General features: G+C 69.2%; 15 protein-coding genes. 4 read left to right on the forward strand and 11 right to left on the reverse strand.

Going from position 1 to position 18,350, the window contains the following annotated elements; genetic code table 11:
* Nucleotides 1–27: 27 nt before the first annotated feature.
* On the forward strand, nt 28–792 hold the full coding sequence (locus tag ACFXKA_RS10370) for an SDR family NAD(P)-dependent oxidoreductase (RefSeq protein WP_379426943.1): 765 nt from the start codon (nt 28–30) through the stop codon (nt 790–792).
* Between the two features lie 717 nt (nt 793–1,509).
* Here ACFXKA_RS10370 and ACFXKA_RS10375 read toward each other — a convergent pair.
* From ACFXKA_RS10375 to ACFXKA_RS10405, 7 genes are all read right to left on the reverse strand, one after another.
* Complete coding sequence (locus ACFXKA_RS10375) at nt 1,510–3,756, reverse strand: hypothetical protein (RefSeq protein WP_379426944.1); 2,247 nt, start codon at nt 3,754–3,756, stop codon at nt 1,510–1,512.
* A 689-nt stretch (nt 3,757–4,445) separates the two neighbouring features.
* Nucleotides 4,446–6,029, reverse strand: coding sequence for an FAD-dependent oxidoreductase (locus tag ACFXKA_RS10380; RefSeq protein ID WP_379426945.1), 1,584 nt, complete (start codon nt 6,027–6,029; stop codon nt 4,446–4,448).
* A gap of 16 nt (nt 6,030–6,045) precedes the next feature.
* On the reverse strand, nt 6,046–7,050 hold the full coding sequence (locus ACFXKA_RS10385; RefSeq protein WP_379426946.1) for a diiron oxygenase: 1,005 nt from the start codon (nt 7,048–7,050) through the stop codon (nt 6,046–6,048).
* Between the two features lie 157 nt (nt 7,051–7,207).
* Complete coding sequence (locus ACFXKA_RS10390) at nt 7,208–8,218, reverse strand: Hsp70 family protein (protein ID WP_379426947.1); 1,011 nt, start codon at nt 8,216–8,218, stop codon at nt 7,208–7,210.
* A 334-nt stretch (nt 8,219–8,552) separates the two neighbouring features.
* Nucleotides 8,553–10,331: an N-acetylmuramoyl-L-alanine amidase gene (locus tag ACFXKA_RS10395; RefSeq protein ID WP_379426948.1), complete on the reverse strand. Its 1,779-nt coding sequence runs from the start codon at nt 10,329–10,331 to the stop codon at nt 8,553–8,555.
* 366 nt (nt 10,332–10,697) lie between these two features.
* Nucleotides 10,698–11,159 carry a ubiquinol-cytochrome c reductase iron-sulfur subunit gene (locus tag ACFXKA_RS10400; RefSeq protein ID WP_379426949.1) on the reverse strand — a complete coding sequence of 154 codons (462 nt, stop codon included), beginning with the start codon at nt 11,157–11,159 and terminating at the stop codon, nt 10,698–10,700.
* 132 nt (nt 11,160–11,291) lie between these two features.
* Nucleotides 11,292–11,849, reverse strand: a complete 558-nt coding sequence (locus ACFXKA_RS10405; RefSeq protein ID WP_379426950.1) for a sigma-70 family RNA polymerase sigma factor — start codon at nt 11,847–11,849, stop codon at nt 11,292–11,294.
* Between the two features lie 184 nt (nt 11,850–12,033).
* Here ACFXKA_RS10405 and ACFXKA_RS10410 point away from each other — a divergent pair, with 184 nt between their 5' ends.
* Both ACFXKA_RS10410 and ACFXKA_RS10415 read left to right on the forward strand, forming a co-directional pair.
* Nucleotides 12,034–12,414: a hypothetical protein gene (locus ACFXKA_RS10410; protein WP_379426951.1), complete on the forward strand. Its 381-nt coding sequence runs from the start codon at nt 12,034–12,036 to the stop codon at nt 12,412–12,414.
* Between the two features lie 113 nt (nt 12,415–12,527).
* Nucleotides 12,528–13,280, forward strand: coding sequence for an alpha/beta fold hydrolase (locus ACFXKA_RS10415; RefSeq protein ID WP_379426952.1), 753 nt, complete (start codon nt 12,528–12,530; stop codon nt 13,278–13,280).
* Nucleotides 13,281–13,295: 15 nt separating this feature from the next.
* On the opposite strand, the gene ACFXKA_RS10420 is transcribed toward ACFXKA_RS10415, so the two are convergent.
* From ACFXKA_RS10420 to ACFXKA_RS10435, 4 genes are all read right to left on the reverse strand, one after another.
* Complete coding sequence (locus ACFXKA_RS10420; RefSeq protein ID WP_354835501.1) at nt 13,296–14,669, reverse strand: phosphatidylglycerol lysyltransferase domain-containing protein; 1,374 nt, start codon at nt 14,667–14,669, stop codon at nt 13,296–13,298.
* 112 nt (nt 14,670–14,781) lie between these two features.
* Nucleotides 14,782–15,744 (reverse strand): DUF5996 family protein, encoded by a 963-nt coding sequence (locus ACFXKA_RS10425; RefSeq protein WP_379426953.1) that lies wholly within the window; start codon nt 15,742–15,744, stop codon nt 14,782–14,784.
* 28 nt (nt 15,745–15,772) lie between these two features.
* Nucleotides 15,773–16,429: an FMN reductase gene (locus tag ACFXKA_RS10430; protein ID WP_354835505.1), complete on the reverse strand. Its 657-nt coding sequence runs from the start codon at nt 16,427–16,429 to the stop codon at nt 15,773–15,775.
* An 8-nt stretch (nt 16,430–16,437) separates the two neighbouring features.
* Entirely contained in the window at nt 16,438–17,571 is a 1,134-nt protein-coding gene (locus ACFXKA_RS10435; protein WP_379426954.1) for an LLM class flavin-dependent oxidoreductase, read from the reverse strand.
* Nucleotides 17,572–17,876: 305 nt separating this feature from the next.
* On the opposite strand from ACFXKA_RS10435, the gene ACFXKA_RS10440 reads away from it, so the two are divergent.
* Nucleotides 17,877–18,239: a hypothetical protein gene (locus ACFXKA_RS10440; RefSeq protein ID WP_379426955.1), complete on the forward strand. Its 363-nt coding sequence runs from the start codon at nt 17,877–17,879 to the stop codon at nt 18,237–18,239.
* The last annotated feature ends 111 nt before the right edge of the window (nt 18,240–18,350 follow it).

Genomic DNA, 18,350 nt, shown 5'->3' on the forward strand with positions numbered 1-18,350 from the left:
CAGCTCTACCACAAGGGGAATGCGGTCATGACGGATGCTCGATTCGAATCCAAGGTCGTTCTGATCACCGGCGCCACCTCGGGGGTCGGTGCGGCCGTGGCGCGGCGGATCGCCGCCGAGGGCGGGGCCGTGGCACTCGGGGCACGAGGCAAGGACGCCGGTGACCGGATGGCGGAGGAGATCCGGGCCACGGGCGGACGCGCGCTGTTCGTGCCCACCGACGTCACCGTCGAAGCCGACGTGGAACGGCTGACGGGGGCCGCCATCACCGAATTCGGTCGCCTGGACGCGGCTTTCAACAATGCGGGCGCCGTCAATGCCTTCGGTCCGGTGCAGGACATCGACGAGACCGGGTGGCGCGCGGATCTGGAACTCAACCTGACAGCCGTCTATTACGGTCTGCGCCACCAGGTTCCGGCGCTCGCGGCCGGCGGTGGCGGCGCGATCCTCAACAATGCCTCCAACCTCGGCGTCGTCGGCATGGCGCAGGTCGCGCCCTATGTCGCCGCCAAACACGGTGTGGTGGGCCTGACCCGGGCCGTCGCCATGGAAGCGGCCGACCGGTCCATCCGGGTCAACGCCCTGGTCTCCGGCGCCGTCGACACCCCTGCCTTCCGCGCCTCCATGGGCGCCACCCCGGAGGGCGAGGCCGCCATCGCCGCCCTGCACCCCCTCGGACGCATCGCGCGCCCCGCGGAAATCGCCGCCTTCTGCGCCTACCTGCTCAGCGACGAGGCGAGCTTCATCACGGGCGCGGCCCTCGCCATCGACGGCGGCTTCACCGCCCGCTGACCCGCGACTGGCCCACCACTGCGCCCAGGCACAGGAAACGCGAGGTGGGCCGGTCACTTTCGACGATGGGACGCGGACGTTGCAGGTCCGCCACTCCCCCATCGCCGGTCCGTGCGGGCGAGCTGCCGCCCGCCCGAGCCCGGGGACGAGGTGGGGCGGGTTGGTCAGTCCCGCCGGCCACCTACGTCACCGTGGGGAGCGGGCCGATGGTGGGACGCCACCGCCCGATCTCCCCCGCAACCCCCACCGGCGTGCGGGAGGACACGCCCGATGGAGGATTCGCCGAAAAGCCTTCGCCCACAACGAAGCGAGGCCACCACAGGTCCAGCATCCGAACAACGCAGGCGCCCGGCGAAGATCAGTGCCGCCAGGACCGCCGCCGCCGGACCGGCGGTGCGGCCGGACGACCCCAGCCGACGGGATACACAGTGCCGCAAGGGATCAGTGGTGGCCACCGCAGGTCCGGCATCCGAACGACATAGGCGCCCACCGAAGATCAGTGCCGCTAAGACCGCCGCCGCCGGATCGGCGGTGCGACCGGACGACCCCAACCGATGGGATGCACAGTGCCGCAAGGGATCAGTGGTGGCCACCACAGGTCCGGCATCCGAACGACATAGGCGCCCACCGAAGATCAGTGCCGCCAGGACCGCCGCCGCCGGATCGGCGGTGCGGCCGGACGACCCCAACCGACGGGATACACAGTGCCGCAAGGGATCAGTGGTGTCCACCGCCGCCACCTCCGCCCTTGCCGCCGCCACCCATGCCTCCGCCGCCTATACCGCCGCCACCCATACCGCCGCCACCCATGCCGCCGTGGCTGCCGCCGGGTGAGGAGCCGCCAGGGCTGCCGAAGCCGCCGCCGAGGCCGCCGCCCTTGGGGGAGCCGCCGCCGGAGGCGTTACCGCCGGTGTTGGCGCCGCCGGTATGGGTGCCGCCGCCGATCGAGCCACCAGGGGAACCGCCACCGGGGGTTGAGCCTCCGGGAGCGATTGCGCCCGCGCCGGTTCCGCCAGGCTTGGAGCCGCCCGGGTTCGAGCCGCCCGGGTTCGAGCCGCCCAGGTTGGAGCCACCGGGGTTCGAGCCACCGGGGTTGGAACCACCCGGGTTGGAACCACCCTGAGAACCGCCCGTGTTGGCTCCCGCCGGGTCGCCGGTTGCGCCGCCCGGAGTGCTGCCGCCACCGCCTGCTGGGGTACCGCTGCCGGGGGTCGAGGTGCCGGGCTTACCGCCGGTGTTGGTTCCGCCGGTGGAGGTGCCCGGGGCGGAACCGCCTGGTTTCGAACCGCCCGTGGTTCCGTCTCCGGGTGTTCCACCGGGGGTACCGGGTTGGGTTCCGCCCGAAGTACTTCCGGGACTTGTGCCACCAGGCTGGCCTGCGCCGGGTTGACCGGTGCCGGGCTGTCCAGCGCCGGGCTGACCGGTACCCGGCTGACCCGCGCCGGGCTGACCACTACCGGGCTGACCTGCGCCGGGCTGACCGGTACCCGGCTGACCCGCGCCGGGCTGACCACTACCGGGCTGACCGGAACCAGGCCGACCCGCGCCGGGTTGGGTTCCGGGTTGCGTTGCGCCGGGGAAGGTTCCGCCGGGGAGGGTGCCGGGGACGCTGACCTTGGGGACGTGGCCGGAGTACGAGCCGACGGTCCAGCCGCCGGGGGCGGGGTTCTGGAACGGGAGGGGGTTGGTGAACTGCGCCGGGTTGCCGTAGGTGCTGGCCGTACCTGTGACAGTTCGGGTTTCGCAGTGGGTGCCGCCGCCGGTGGAGTCGACGGGGTGGCCGGCGACCCAGGTGGGGGTGACGGTCGCGGCCACCGGGGAGTAGGCGCGGACGGCTGCCACGGTGGCGATGGCGTGGGTGCCGGTGCCGGGCGGCGCGCCGGCATCGTCGAGGACGATGACGTCACGGGTGCCGAGGGCCGGGGTCCCGGCGGACGGGTCGGCGGGTTCGGGGGCGGCCTGGAGTCCGGGCGGTCCGGCGACGGGCCCGCCGAGTACGGTGGCGGCGGACATGGCGAGCGCGGAAGCCACTGCGGCGCCGGAGATCACGGCGGCGCGGGGGGCGTACCGGGCGATGGCGGAGCCGGTGTCCGCGCTGTGAAAGGCGGCGATGGACGCACCCACCGCCACGGTATTGGCCGGATCGGGCGACATGACGACCGGGCAGCCCAGATCCGACAGCACGCGGGCCACCTCGGCGGGGCGGGCCGCGCCGCCGATCAGCAGGACCCGGTCGATCTCCTCCATGTGCAGCCCGGCCCTGTGCACGACCGAGCGCACCAACCGTAGCGAATTGCGAATGTGCCAGCTGCGCAGGCGATTCGTGTCGGAGGCGGGCACCACGGCCGAGACCGGCTGCGTCGAGCCGGGCGCGATGCTGCGCGCGTAGCGGGCCAGCAGGGTGCCCAGCGGCCGTCCGCCGTAGTCATACGAGCGTTCGGCCCGCCCGAGGATGCCGCGTTCGTCGCGATCGGATTCGGTGCGCACGACCGCGACGTCCAGGGCGTTTCCGCCGAGGTCGTAGACCAGGGTGAGCCCGGATTCGGAAATGCCGTATTCGTCGTCGAGCCATTCCACGGCCGCCACCGGCTCGGGCATGAGCATGACATCGGCGGCGCCGGACCAGTCCAGTGCCCGCCGCAATCGCGTGACGTGTTTGTCCGAATAGCAAGCGGGATAGGTGGTTACGGCGGGGGCCTCGGGGGCGTTGGTCTCGATGAGCCCGTTCACCACGGCCGCCACCAGGTCCGCCGGGGACCAGATGCGACCGCCGATGACCACCGGGTCCGGCTCGCTGGTGAGATCGGCGAAGTCGGTGACCACCGGGACGAAGTGGGGAATGCCCCCGATCTGCGGGCCGCCGGCGCTGTCGAAGGTGACAGCGGTCCGGCGAACACGCACCGCGGGCCGGTTCCGATCACCGGCCGTGGTCGCCCAGACGGAGTTCACTGTGCCGATGCTCATGCCAAAGCCAACTGTCATTGCCATCCCGTCAACGCACCGAGACCACGGCCCACGGGCGTACCAACCATGTGGTCGCGGTCGTTTTCCAAACAGCGCGTTCAGGTTAGCTGGCTATTGCGGTACTCGAATATCGGATTGGGAGAAAAGATTTCGCGTCCAGTAGCGAAGATAGCGAATCTACTGGTCACGCAACTGCCCGAACAAGATCGAATCCAACTGCACAGTGAAAGCAACCGAACAGTCTTTCTGGGTAGCTACAACCCAGCGAACAAATAATTCATACCGACCGGTAGGCGAAGAGTGTCCGAAAAATCAGACCGCAACATCAGTACGGGGGTGTGGACTACCGATCACTGGTCGGTAGCTGCCTCGGATTACCCCACGCGAGCCGCTTCACCGTCCGTGATTCGCCATGAAATCTTCTCTACTACCTGAGATGTCGCAGCGAGCAAACACAGCATTACAACTCGCACAACAACATCGGTACAGTGCCTCCGCACCGCCGCGAAAATTCGCAGCCGAAGCGCGACCGAATACGTTGCCCAGCACAAAAAGTCATCACCCATTACACGAGAACCCCACCGAGGCAGAGGAATACCAGCCGCAAAAAGGACGAATCGGCGAAGGCCGCCGCACGCGCAGGGGGTTGGCGTGCGACGGCCTTCATGGGCGGCGCTGACAAGGGTGGGTCAGCGGCGCACCATCAGGGAAAGCTTGCGGCGGGGACGGTTGACCGCGCCGCCACGGATGGCGTGCGGTTGACGCTCACCGACCAGTCGGTCGAAATCGCCTGCGCTGTGCGCCGGTTGCGCCAGGCGGCCGGCATTGAAGTCGTCCACCAGCTGACGCACGGTCTGCTGCGCGCAGGACTTGTTGGTGCCGATGAAGCCGGTCGGACCGCGCTTGATCCAGCCGGTGACATAGGCACCCGGCACCACCGAGCCGCCGGACTCCTCGAGCACCCGGCCGTCCAGATTCGGGATGACCCCGGCCCGCTCGTCGAACGGCACGCCCGGCAGGGCCACGCCCCGGTAGCCCACCGAGGTCAGCACCAGCCCGGCGTCGAGGGTCTCGATCTCCCCGGCCGGGACCGCGTGCACCGCACCGTCATCGCCGGTGACGAGCTCGTTGCGCACCACCTCGACCCCGGTCACCCGGTCCACGCCCGCGATCGCGACCGGGGCCGACAGATACTGGAAGACGATCCGCTTGCGACCGCTCACGGGCCGATCGGCCAAGCCGCGCAACAGCTTCAGCTTGTGCTCGACCTTCTGCGACATGCCCTCGACGATCTCGGGAATTTCGCCCTCGACCACGATGTCGACATCCGCGCCCAGCAGGCCCACGAATTCCGGCACGGTGAAGGCGGATTCGGCCGGACCGCGCCGACCGAGGATCACAACCTCCTCGATATTGCTGCGCCGCAGGGCATTCAGCGCTCGCTGCGAGACATCCGTGCCGGCCAGCAGTTCCGGATCGGCGGTGAGAATCCGCGCGACGTCCAGCGCCACATTGCCGTTGCCCACGATCACCGCGCGCCGGTGCGACAGGTCGAAGAACCGGCCCGCCTGATCCGGGTGCCCGTTGTACCAGGCCACGAAGTCGGTGGCGGAGGTACTGCCCGGCAGCCCCTCCCCCGGAATCCCGAGCTTGCGGTCCGAGGACGCACCGACCGCGTAGATCACCGCGTGGTGGTGCGCCAGCAGCTCCTCGTGCGAGACATGCTGTCCCACATTCACATTCAGATAGGACCCGAAGCCCGGCTGCGCCGAGATCACATCGAAGAGGTCCCCGACCCTGCGGGTCTTGGTGTGATCGGGCGCGACACCGAAGCGGGCCAGGCCGTAGGGCGTGGTCACCTTGTCGAACACGGTCACGGAAACACCGGGCTGCGTGAGCAGTTCGTCGGCCGCGTACATGGCCGAGGGCCCGGAGCCGATGACCGCCACCCGCAGCGGCTCCCGCCCGGGCTTGACCTCCGCGGCCGGAATCGGCTGCGCCAGCAGCGGCCGCGGCCGCTCCTGCCGGTAGAAGTCGGCATTGATCTCGATGAACGGCAGCTGCTCGGAAGTCAGCTTCTTCGACGACGTGATGGCGTCCACCGGGCACGCGGTGGCGCACGCCCCGCAGTCCACGCAGGCCTGCGGGTCGACGTAGAGCATCTCCGCGGTCAGGAAGTCCGGCTCGTCCGGGGTCGGATGGATGCAGTTGACCGGGCAGGCGTAGACGCAGGACGCGTCGCTGCAACAGGATTGGGTGACAACGTACGGCACTGTACGTCCCCCTCCCCTACGCGGCCTTGCCGGAGCGGATCGGCTCCGAGCGGTAGCGCGAGGCCCGGCCGTCGATGCCGAGCAGCTTCCAGACCCGCTTGGAGATCGGGTTCATCAGGCCGATCTCGTGGGCCAGCGCGCGCACGTCGATGAAGTAGTCGCTGAAGACCTGCTTGGCCTCCTCGGAGCCGTAGAACAGCTCCTTGCGCACCTGCTCCGGAATGTCGAACTCCTGGAAGAACTTTTTCGGCGGGGTCGCGATGGAGCGGCCCAGGATGAACATGACGATCGGCATGGCGATCGAGAGGATGAACCGGTTGGCCGCGTTCTGCTCCGGCACATGGTGCTTGAGGAACTCGTGCGCGAAGGAGATGTGCCGCGCCTCCTCGGCGACGTGAATGCTCATGACGCCGCGCATGATCGGGTGCACCTCCTCACCCGAGCGCAGGATCTGCTTCTGGATGTGGTCGATCGGCTCCTCGCCGGCGAGCACGGCCATGAAGAACAGATTCGGGAACGCGATGGCGACCGGCACGCCGAACAGGCGCAGCTGCCGGACGAGCGGGCCCATGCCCGGGACGTCCGCGCCGATGCGATTCACCATCTCCTGGAACATCAGGGTGTGGTTGAGTTCCTCGGCCATCTCGTGGGTGCAGTAGCGGAACTCCGCGTCACCGTTGGGCAGCGAGAAGGTGTGGTTCACCATGCCGCTGATCAGGATGGACTCGAACTGCAGGCCGACCTTGGCGATATTGGCCTGCCGGTACTTGCCCACCTCGATCTGCCGCTCCACCGGGAGCGACTGGTACCAGTCGTGGCGGCCGAGGGGGTCCGCGGACTCCGGCAGGATCCAGCGCTCGGGGCGGGCGTTGGCGTCGAAGTCGGGGTTGTCCCAGTCGATGTCCTCGTAGGGGTCGAAGTGCTTGTTCACCGACCCTTCCGAGAGCAGCAGCAGCTTGTTGGCATACTCCTGAGCTTCGGCAACCACGGGGTCGTCAAGGGGGGTCGTGGTCGGAGACATCGTCGTCACCTCTCCAGTCAGTGGCGTTATGTGTACCCCATAGTTACACCAAACAGGAGAGGCGTCAACAGCCCGTTCGCACGATGCTTGCACGAGTTAGCGCCGATTAGCACGCGAGGCCGCGGCGAACCGGCGAGTAGCAGGACAAATGATCACTTCAGAGCGCTGCCGCCCTGGTGACGCGCCGGAACAGCCCCGTCAGCGAACGAGGCCGATGGGTCCCCGAATCCTGGGCGATCAGCGCCTGCCGGGCCGCGATGGCAGCGCCATCGGCGATCGTGCGCTCCGGATCGGAGGCCACCATCACCGGACGCGCCAGCTCCTCGGCGAGCACCTGCGCCACCTCCGGCGGCCGCGCCGCGCCGCCGACCACCAGGATCCGATCCACATCGGCCATGGTGACGTCCGCGATGCGCAGGCACCGGTAGACCAGCGCCAGCGAACGGCGAATGTGCTCGCTGCGCAACTCGCCCGAATCGGCGTCCGAGAGCCCGCGCGGCACCACCTGCGATCCGGCCGTGCGCCGCAGTGTGCGCGCTACCAGGTCCCCGAAGGCCCGGCCCCCGTATTCGACCGAGTGCAGCGACAATCCGACGATGGGATTGCCCGGCGCGCCCATGCCCACCCGCAGCAGCGTGACATCCAGCCCGGACCCGCCGAGGTCGTAGACCAGCGCCAAACCCGGTGTGAGCGGCCCGCGTTCGGCGGCCAGCCAGGACGCGGCGGCGATCGGCTCGGCCACCAGGGCGGCCCGGGTGAGGCCGACACCGTCGAGGGCGGTGCGCAGCTCGGCCACCAGCGCGGCGGGGTATCCGGCCGGATGGGTCACCGCGATTCCCGTGTCACCGGCGCCCAGCGGCCCCGCCGGCGCCTGCCCCAGCACCTCCGCCACCACGCTGTAGGCCACCGTCGCCACCAGATCCGCGGCCGACAGCGCCCGATGCCCGACCCGCGCGACCGGAGCCCCCCGCTGGGTGAGGTCCGCGAATTCGGTGATGACCCGCCCGTGCCGGGGAATGCGGCCGACCCGGGCGGTGCCCGAACTGTCGAAGGTGAGGGTGGTACGCCAGGTGGCCGGAGGCGCACCTCGACGGCCGTGCGGAAGCTTTCCGGATCGATCCGCCGCCGTGGAGCAGACCGTATGCACCGTGCCGATACTCAAACCCACACCGAGCGCCATCATCCACCTCGATCGACGAGTCGATTACGCCGGCCGTTCGACCCGACCCGAATTCATGCAACTCCCGCGCCGGATGCTTGCCAACCACCGGACACGCGGTTGTCCGCTCATGCGCCGGTGAGCTGCCACGACCACGCTGTCCAGGCAGTCGATGGCGAGTCGCCCTACACGCTTTCGGATCGCGGAATGTTTGCCCGATGTCGGCTGTTCGCCCGATACGGGATACCGGATGCCGAGCGGTTCGGATGGGGCGATGTGGACGAAAATCGCCCCCGCTCCCGAGGATTCGGAGCGGAGGCGATTCGTACCGCACTGATACGGACTACTTCGTGGCCGTGCTCAGCAACGTGCTGCTCAGCACCGACACCAGGCTGTAGGCCAGGTTGACCACGTCGGAAGCGAGACCGGAATCGCCCGTGAGCATCTTGGCGAGCGGGCCCAGGAACTTGACCGCCAGCTGCACCAGCGAACTCACGGAAATCCCGTTCAGCCGAGTGGTTTTGGAATTCTTGTCGGTCGCCGGGGCCTGCGCGCCCGGAACCTGCGCACCCGGGGCCTGCACGCCCGGGGTCGACTGCGTACCCGGGACGGCCGGCGCTGCCGGAGTCCCCTGACCGCCCGTAGTGCCCGGCGATTGCCGTTGCGGCGCACGCTGATCCGCGATCGGCAGCGCGACGGGCTTGGTCTGCGCAGGCGGTGCGGGCTGCACCGCCTGCGGCTGGGCGCCGGTCTGCGGCGGCGTGCCCGGCTGCGGCGCGGACTGCGGCTGGGTACCCGGTGTCTGCGACTGCAGCCAGGTCTTCAGGAACTGATCGGCGAGCTGCTGGGCGACCTGCAGACTGCCCTCGAGCGCCGCTTCACCCGGCTGCTGCGCCGGCGCCGGATTCTGTGGCGCCGGAGCCGGATTCAGTTGCAACGGTGCAGGAGCCGCCGTATACCCGGGAAGCTGCTCCGGGAACGTCGACGTCTGCCCCTGCTGGGCGGGCGTCGGCTCCGGTTGCGCCGGGGCCTGTCCCACCTGGGCCGGAGCCTGCCCGGGCTGGGCGGGCGTCGCCGGAACGGTGGCCTGGGGTGCCTGCGCCGGCACCACGGCCGGCTGCGCCTGCGGAACCACCGCCTGCGGAGTCTGCGCCGCAGCAGGATTCTGTTGTGCCGCCGCCGGATTCGGTTCCACAGGAGCACCGGCCTGCGGCGCCGGCGCCGGGACGGGGGCATGCGCGGGCTGCGGCTGCGGCTCGGCGGGCTGCGCCGGGACCTGTTGTCCCGGTAGCGTTCCCGGCTCCGACGCCGGCCCGGCGTCGGCGGGCACCGGCACGCCGAGCAGGTAGGACGCGATCCCGGTGGTGATGGTGACGGCGTGCTTGAGCTGTCCCTCGGGGGATTCCAGCTGCTGCGCGTCCTCGGCATTGGCGCCGTTGCCCATTTCGAGGAATACGTCCGGCACCGCGGTCAGCGCGGGCCCGGCGATATCGGAGCGGGTCTGGAGTCCGTCGACCGCGCCGTTGTAGGTGGCGACCTGATACCCGCTCTGCACGTAGGCATCTCGCATGGCCTTGCTGGCGGTCAGCCCGGCGCCGCCCTGCACCTCGTTGACCTTGGCGTCGGCGACGGGCAGCGCCGGCACGATGAGGTGGAAGCCGTGCCCGTCGGCGGGACCGCTGTCGGCGTGGATGCTGAGGGCGATATCGGCGCCGGAGGCATTGGCGGCCTTGGCCCGATCGTCGATGCAGCCACCCCAGCCGGCGTCGTCGGGGCGACTCATGACCACGTGCGCGCCCAGGCCCTCGAGCGAGGTGCGCACCAGCTGCGCGACATTCCAGTTGATGGTGTGCTCGGCAATGCCGTGCAGGCTGGTCATGCCGGTGGTCTGGCACGCCTTGGTGCCACCGCGACCATCGCTGACCTGCTTGTTCTCATCCTGAGTGTGATTGTCGCCCTGATGGCCCGGGTCCAGGAAGATGGTCTTCCCGGCGAGCTTCTGGGGCAGCTCCGGCAGCGCGGGAGCGGCCAGGGCGGCGACCGGGACGATCCCGGCCACGGTGGTGATCGCCGCGGCGGTGACGGCGGTGCAGATTCCGGCCTTAGTGATGCTTGGCTTCATAAGCGGACGGCGCTCGGGGCGGAGCGCCCCTCCCTTCCCACTAGTAACACCAGACCCAGCTGTTCACTCTGGCAACACCAGTTACTTTCTGGCAAGCTTCGTGATGGAACCGTTACCAGTGGTCAGACGTCCGAAAATCACCATCCTGGGCGCAACCGGCCGCAATGGGCAAAAGACCACTGCGCCCACTATCCCGCACTTCGCAGCCCCCACCCGGGCGACGCGCCCGGACAGAACCCGCCCCCGCAGCTCGAGGCGTGCGGGGGCGGTCAGGTCGGTGCTGAGAGCAGGTAGCTCGACACGCCCCGAGCAGAACTCGGGGCGGCTCGACACTCTCCCCGGCGTCGAGCTCGGTGACGGGTGGGATCAGGCCGAGACGATCTGATCCCCGTCGACGGCGATGGCCCTGGGGTCCAGCGCGCGCGGCGCGGGCCCGCCGGCGACCGTGCCGTCCAGGTTGAATGTGCTGCCGTGGCACGGGCACTTGATCAGGCCGCCCTCGACGGCATTCACCTTGCAGCCCAGATGGGTACAGGTGGACGAGAACCCGTCGAAGGTGCCGGCGACGGGCTGGGTGATCACCGTGTCACCGCTGATGATGCCGCCGCCGACCGGAACGTCGCTGGTATTGGCCAGGACATTGCCCTGTTTCTTGGCGGCGGCCGGATCGTTCTTGGCGGGGGCCGGATTGGGTGCGGCCGCAGCCGATTTGTCGGAGGTGCTGCTGCAACCGGCCACGGTGAGCGCGGTCGCGGCGACCGCGGTGGTGGCCAGGGCGGTCCGGCGGTCCATGCGGAACCCGCCGGGGGCCGGGGTGGTGTCGGTCATCGGTAACTCCTCGCTCAGGGCCGAGCCGATGTGGATCGGCCGCTGCTTGTTCGACGTGTGGAGGGGGTCCGTGGGTTCACCTGTCCGCGACATGCCTGCGGCCGCCGGCAAACTACCTCCTCCGGCGTCGGGTCACGCGCTGATCGGCAATCGGCGCAGCGAGCGCAGGGCGTAGTGCACCCGGGTCTTGACGGTGCCGACCGGTATGCCCAGGTCGGCGGCCACATCCTGGTAGGCGCGATCACGCAGGATCACCTGCACGATGGCGTCGCGCTGCGGCGGCGGCAGCTGGTCCAGCAGGTCGGCGACCAGCATCCCATCGGCCAGCGCCTCGGTGAAGTCGGGGCGGGCGCAGCGGTTCTCGGCCTGCTCCCCGATCTGGTCCCAGCTGGTGTCGCCGGGGCGGGCGGCCCGGAAGCGGGCGGTATCGATGAGCACATTGCGTTCGATGGTGAGCAGCCAGGTGCGCACGCTGCCCCGATCCGGGTCGTAGCTGGCGCAGGCGCGCCACGCCCGCAACAGGGTCTCCTGCACGGCGTGTTCGGCGAGGCCCGGGTCGCCGAGGCGGCTCATGGCCCGCCAGTGCAGCAGGCCGCGGTCGGCGGCCAGGACGGCCGCCAGGCCTGTGTCGGTGCACAGCCGGGCGCAGTGGTCGGCGCAGCCGGTGCTGACCGGGCGAAGACTTCCCATGTTTGAATATCGTCGCGGGAGCCGAAAGGGCATCGCTCGAGTTTGTGAATTCCCCGAAACCAACCGATTTCCCGCAAACAGACCGGAATTTCTGATAGACCCTCCCCCGGGAGATGCGGGGATCTCTCCCGACACCGCACGCCGGGAACCGTGCGGTGCAGAGAGCTGCTCAGGGAGGAACACCGTGCGTGCAGGCGCGCTCATGGTCGCGGGAGCATTCGCTTCCGCGCTGACAATGGCCGCAACCGGAATCGCGGCCGCCGAACCGGCCACCGATATCACGGTGGACGGGACATATCTGGTCAATGTGGATATCGAGCCGGGCACCTATATCGCCGACGGGACGCCTGATCCGGGCGCCGGCGCGTGCTTCTGGCGGCGACTGTGGAAGATCCAGCAGCCGGGCGACTACCCGGACCCGAACTACTACATCATCGCCAGCGACTTCACCCGGACGAAGCCGATCACGGTGGAGATCAAGGCGACCGATGTGGGGTTCTCGACCGAGAGCTGCGGCGCCTGGCACCTGCAGCCCGCGCGGCCCAGTACGGGCTCGTTCGGGTGACCACGGTTCGGGAAGGCCGGGCACCTGGTGCTCGTCTCGTCGATGAGCGCGGTGCGCGGGCGTTCGGCGCGAAGACTGTCGCATGATCGAATCGCACCGATAGCATCGCGGCCATGGCGAAATTCACCACCTGGGACGGCTTGGAGCTCAACTACCGCGTGTGGGAGGGCGAGGGAGTTCCAGTGGTGCTGCAGCACGGAATCGTGGCCGACACCAATGCCAATTGGATGAGTGTGGGCGTGGTCTCGGCGCTGCAGCGGGCGGGCCGTCACGTCATCTCGCTGGATGCGCGCGGCCACGGCCGCTCCGAGAAGCCGCACGACCCGGCCCGTTACTCGTGGCAGGCCATGGCCGACGACCTGCGCGCACTGTTCGACGAACTCGGGCTGGATCGCGTCGCGCTGGCCGGCTATTCGATGGGCGCGATCATCTCGCTGCTGGTCGCGGGCGCCGACAAGCGGGTGGAGCGGCTGGCCATCGGCGGCATCGGCAGCGGTGTGGTGGACTGCGGCGGAATCGACTGGCGCGTCATCGACGCCGCGGACCTCACGACCGCGATGTCCGGTGACGGCTCCGGTGCGGTCCCCCAGGCTCGCATGTTCCGCATCCTGGCCGACGCCCTGGGCGCGGACCGCGACGCGATCGCGATGCTCGCCGCCGGATTGCGTGCGGCCCCGATCGAATCCCTGTCGGGCGTCACCATTCCCACCCTGGTGCTGGCGGGCGACAACGATCCGTTCGCGGCCGAACCGGAACGCCTCGCCGCCGCCCTGCCCGATGCCACCTGTGTGGTGGTCCCCGGCGATCACCTCGCCGCCGTCGCCAACCCCGCCTTCTCCGCGGCTCTGGTCGACTTCCTGCGGTGAGAGCCCGAGAGGTGGCTAGTACTGCTTGCGGTGGGGGACGAACTCCAGGGTGAGCAATGCCAGCGCGGCGATCAGGACCTCGCGCCAGCGGATCAGGACATAGCGCTGATCGCCGAAGGCGTTGAACTTGCGCAGGAATCGGTACAGCGATTCCAGCCGGATGAGCGGATCGCCCAGCCGCACCGCGAGATACACCGTCTGCATGGTCCGCGACCGGTGCTTGTCGGCGAAGATCTCCGGAAACGCCGCGAAGGCCAGCGAGATTCGCTTGATCCCGTGTTCGCGCGCGTACTCCACCAGGTCCACGATCATGCGCTCGTCGAGCCCGTTGGGTGCGTCGCGCCGCCGCCACGGCACGTCCAGGCTGAGGTCCTGGCCGTTGCCGGAGGCGCCGTAGCGCTGGAATCCCACCACCTGGCCGTCGGCGTCGCGGGCGATCACCACCAGCATGCCGGGGTGCCGGCCGTCGAGCAGGTGGTCGAGGATCATGGAGAAGCCGCGGGTCTGCCGCCCGTTCCCCCACTCGTCGACGATGGCCAGCAGCGTTTCGCGCTGGGGTTCGGTGAGTGCGACCTCGGGGAGGATCTCGGTGGTGACGCCGAAGTTCTTGGTGCGGCTCACCGCCTGCCGCAGGTTGCGGTACTTGCGGCCGACCATGTCGAAGCGGTCGACATCGACGATCACGTCCCGGCCGACGGCGATGGCACGCAGCCCGCGATGGTCCACCGCCCGCCGCTGCCAGATCTCGGTGACCTCCGGGCTGGCGCCCAGGACCGCGATGCGCCAGCCGTGGCTGCCCGCGAAGAGCGAGAATTCGGTAAGCAATTCGGGGAACCGGCCGGGGTCGCCGATCGGATCGCCGGAGACGACCGCGATTCCGAGCCGGGCCCGGTAGGCGATGGCGGCGGAGCCGTTCTCGTTGAAGTAGTAGGTCTTGGACGAGTGCAGCGCGAAGGGGGCCAGCGGATCGCCCTGGCTGCGCCGGACCAGTTCGGCCACCCGGGGCAGCTGCTCGGGCTGCGGTTTGCTGCCCTGCGGCAGCACCAGGATGGCGCCGCTGGCGGCGAGGAAGACGAAGCCGACCACCGGGTGGTCGGTGCGATAGCTGAAGTTCGAGACCACCAGGGTCAGCGCCGCGTAGGTGAGGTGCGGCAGGGTGATGGGGCGGCGCAGGTACAGCCCGCGGGCCACGAACAGCCCGGCGAAGGACACCGCCACGAACCAGCCGTGGTCATTGCCCTCGCGGGAGGCCCGCTCGGCTGCCCAGACCAGGATCACGCTGCCCAGGACCAGCGCGCCCATCAGGCCGACACGGGTACTGGGCCCGGCGGTGAAGGTGGTTTCCCGATACGCGGTCAACGTCGGATTCGGTATGCGTTGCTCACGCATCTGGACCCCTTTTCTCCACATGCGAAAGTCTCACGGGCCCTCTCCCCATGGTGAGTCCTCCGCATCTCCCTCTCCAACACACTATGTCGGAGAGACGATTCGAGGCACCGAGTTATTCCGGCCAACCCAGCCGTGGCGAGGTGAGCACGGGGTCGGTGATGCCATTGTCGCAGGCCAGACCGACCGCGTCCCAGCCCGCGAGACTCGATCCGGCCTCGTATTGGGATTGGAAGAAGTCCAGGGCGGTGCCGACGGGGTCGGCCTTGGTACGGACGTCGTCGTAGGGCAGGTAGGCGTTGTGGCCGGACCCGGAGACCACCCAGCGGGCCTCGGCCGGCCGGAGCGGCCGATCGCTGAGTCCGGCGGGCTCGGGCGCGGTGTAGGAGTAGAAGGTCGGGGCGGGGGTCTTGTCGTCGCCGAACCAGAATCCGGCGCTGATCACCTCCCGGGAGTACGCCTCGCGGGTGACCGGATCCACGCTGTCGGGCATCGGGATCTTGCGGTCGGAGAAGCGCTGCACGGACAGGTCGAAGGTGTGCCAGAACAGCTGGACCGGGCTGATCTTGCCGGAGTAGGTGGCGCTGAATTCTTCCAGGATGCGCCCGACCTGGCTGTGTACGTGGAACGCGTGCCGGGCGGCGTCCGGGTCGTAGGTGCGGTGTTCTTCGTCCTCGTCGAAGGGCCGGCCATGGTCGGGCAGGTCGAAGGGGGTGGGGTGGGCCAGGACCACCTCGACGCCGAGGTTGCGCAGCGCGTTCCTGGCCTCGACGTAGAAGCTCGCCACCGACTGGCCCGCGAGCGGGACCTCCTCCTCCGTGCCGCGGTCGTTGCAGATCCGCAGCACGTGGTCGAAGAAGTCGAAGGAGCAGGTGAAGACCGGGCCCTCGGTGGCGGTGCCGAGCGGGACGGTGGTCCAGCCGCGGGCGGTCAGCCGGTAGGTCAGGTGCCACCAGTGGTTGCGTCTGATGCCCTTGGCCAGCGCCACCTTTCCGATGACCTGGGCGTAGCGGTGCAGGAGTTCCTTGGTGGGCCGCCACGAGTCGAGCGGGATGGCGGGCAGTATTTCCTCGGCCATGCGCTCATGCTACCCAGCGGCCGATCAGCTACCGCCCGTCTCCGGCGTGCCCGGCCAGCAGCTCGCTGAACGGGCGCACCGCGCCGACGCCGTTGCCCGAGCTGCGACGGTGGACCGGCTCGTCCTGCAGAAAGCCCTGGACGCCCGTGGGTTCGGCGACCATGAGCTGGGCCAGTTCGGCGGCCGCGCGGTGGATGCGCTCGGCCAGCCCGGTGGAGCCGAAGTCCTCGGTGGCGGCGAAGACGCCGGTCGGTACCACCACGGACCGCAGGTAGGTGAACAGCGGACGCATGGCGTGATCGAGCACCAGCGAATGCCGGGCGGTGCCCGCGGTGGCGGCGATCAGGACCGGCATGCCATTGAGCGCATCGGTGTCGAGCACGTCGATGAACATCTTGAACAGGCCGCTGTAGCTGGCCGTGAACACCGGTGTCACCGCGATGATGCCGTCGGCGTCGGAGACCTGCTGCCGGGCCGCGGCCACCGCGGGCGTGGGCAGCCCGCCGGTGGTCATGGTGGTGGCGAGATCGCTTGCCAGTTCCCGCAGTTCGATGATCTCGACCTCGAGGCTCTCCCCGCGCCCGCCCACCGCCGCGGTGACCGCGGCGGCGAGCTGGTCGGCGAGCAGCCGGGTGGAGGAGGGCTGTGAGAGCCCGGCGGTCAGCACTACGAGTTTGCGACTCATGCTCGTCCTCAGTTCTTTTCGGCGAGCAGGCGCTCGCGGGCGGGCTCGACCAGGTGGTGCGGGGCGTCCGGTCCGGCGGCGACCAGCGACGCGTGGGTGGGCGGATCGCTGGGCACTCCGGCGGGGCGGCGCGCCTCGAATTCCTTGCGCAGCACCGGAACGACCTCCTTGCCGAGGATCTCGAGCTGTTCGAGGACCAGGTCCAGCGGGAGGCCGGCGTGGTCCATGAGGAACAGCTGCCGCTGGTAGTCGCCGATATTGTCGGCGAAGCCCAGGGTGCGCTCGATGACCTGCTCGGGAGTGCCGACGGTGAGCGGGGTCAGTTCGGTGAATTCCTCCATCGACGGGCCGTGCCCGTACACGGGCGCATTGTCGAAGTAGGGGCGGAAGATCCGCTTGGCCTCGGCCTCGGTCTCGGCCATGAAGACCTGGCCGCCGAGTCCGACGATGGCCTGTTCGGCGGCGCCGTGCCCGTAGTGCTCGAAGCGGCGGCGGTACAGGTTCACCATCTGCCGGGTGTGCTGCTGGTCCCAGAAGATGTTGTTGTGGAAGAAGCCGTCACCGTAATAGGCGGCCTGCTCGGCGATTTCGGGCGAGCGGATGGAGCCGTGCCACACGAACGGCGGGGTGCCGTCGAGCGGGGCGGGGGTGGCGGTGAAGCCCTGCAGCGGGGTGCGGAACTTGCCTTCCCAGTCCACGCGCTGTTCGCGCCACAGCCGGCGCAGCAGGTGGTAGTTCTCCACCGCGAGCGCGATGCCGTCGCGAATGTCCTTGCCGAACCACGGGTAGACGGGTCCGGTGTTGCCGCGGCCCATCATGAGGTCCACCCGGCCGCCGGCCAGGTGCTGCAGCATGGCGAAGTCCTCGGCGATCTTCACCGGGTCGTTGGTGGTGATGAGGGTGGTGGAGGTGGACAGTACGAGCTTCTCGGTCTGTGCCGCGATGTAGCCGAGCATGGTGGTCGGCGAGGACGGCACGAACGGCGGGTTGTGGTGCTCGCCGGTGGCGAAGACGTCGAGGCCGACCTCTTCCGCCTTGAGGGCGATGCGGACCATGGCCTGGATGCGCTCGGCCTCGGTCGGGGTACGGCCGGTGGTGGGGTCCATCGTCACGTCACCGACGCTGAAAATTCCGAACTGCACGGGTCCTCCTCGGGTCGCTGCCATTTTGGTGGATATGGCAACCACTTGAACATAGGGGGTGGCGGGGGTATTCCGGGGCGTAAGCGGGGCGTGATTCGCGCCACTACCGCACCCGCGGAGCAACCGGAGCCACAACGCCGGAATTCCGCCGACACCTGGCCGATTCGGCCTACCGGAGACTGTGGAGTACCCGCAAACAACCTGTGGGTACAGCGAAAGACTCAGTAGTGCAAGATCTTTCGACGTATCCTGAACATTCCCCGCGCAACGCCGGAGATCTCGAGCATGGACAGGGGGTAGATCCAATGGCGGACAACACCGTCGGTACGGCATACGCCGTTGTCGTCACCGCGGTCGCCGATCCGATGCAGGTGGAGGGCCTGGAATGGGATCGTGCGGTGGAATACCTGCCCAGTATCGATTCCCGCACCTTGCAGAAGTGGGTGCGCTCCCAGGAGGACGGCCCCGATCCCCGTCGCGGCGTGGTCATTCCGGGCCCGCAGCGCCGGGTCGGGCACCGACATCCCTATCGCGAGGTCTGCGTCCCCTTGGCCGAATACCAGCTCTTCAGCGCGGCCGTCCGCACCAACCGCCGCCGCGCCCTGGCCACCACCTGCGCCGAGGACGAGGCTCGTCAGCGACCCCGCCTACTGTCCACGGCGCACTGACCCGTCCTAAATATCCAGTGACCGTCGCGCGGGCCGCTCGGGGGGTCGAGCGGAACTCGGAGACGGGTCGGCGGCGTGTCGGACTCGCGGCGTGCGCATCGCGATTCTGGG

The sequence above is a fragment of the Nocardia sp. NPDC059228 genome (assembly GCF_042754245.1).
In the GTDB taxonomy this organism is placed as follows: Bacteria; Actinomycetota; Actinomycetes; order Mycobacteriales; family Mycobacteriaceae; genus Nocardia.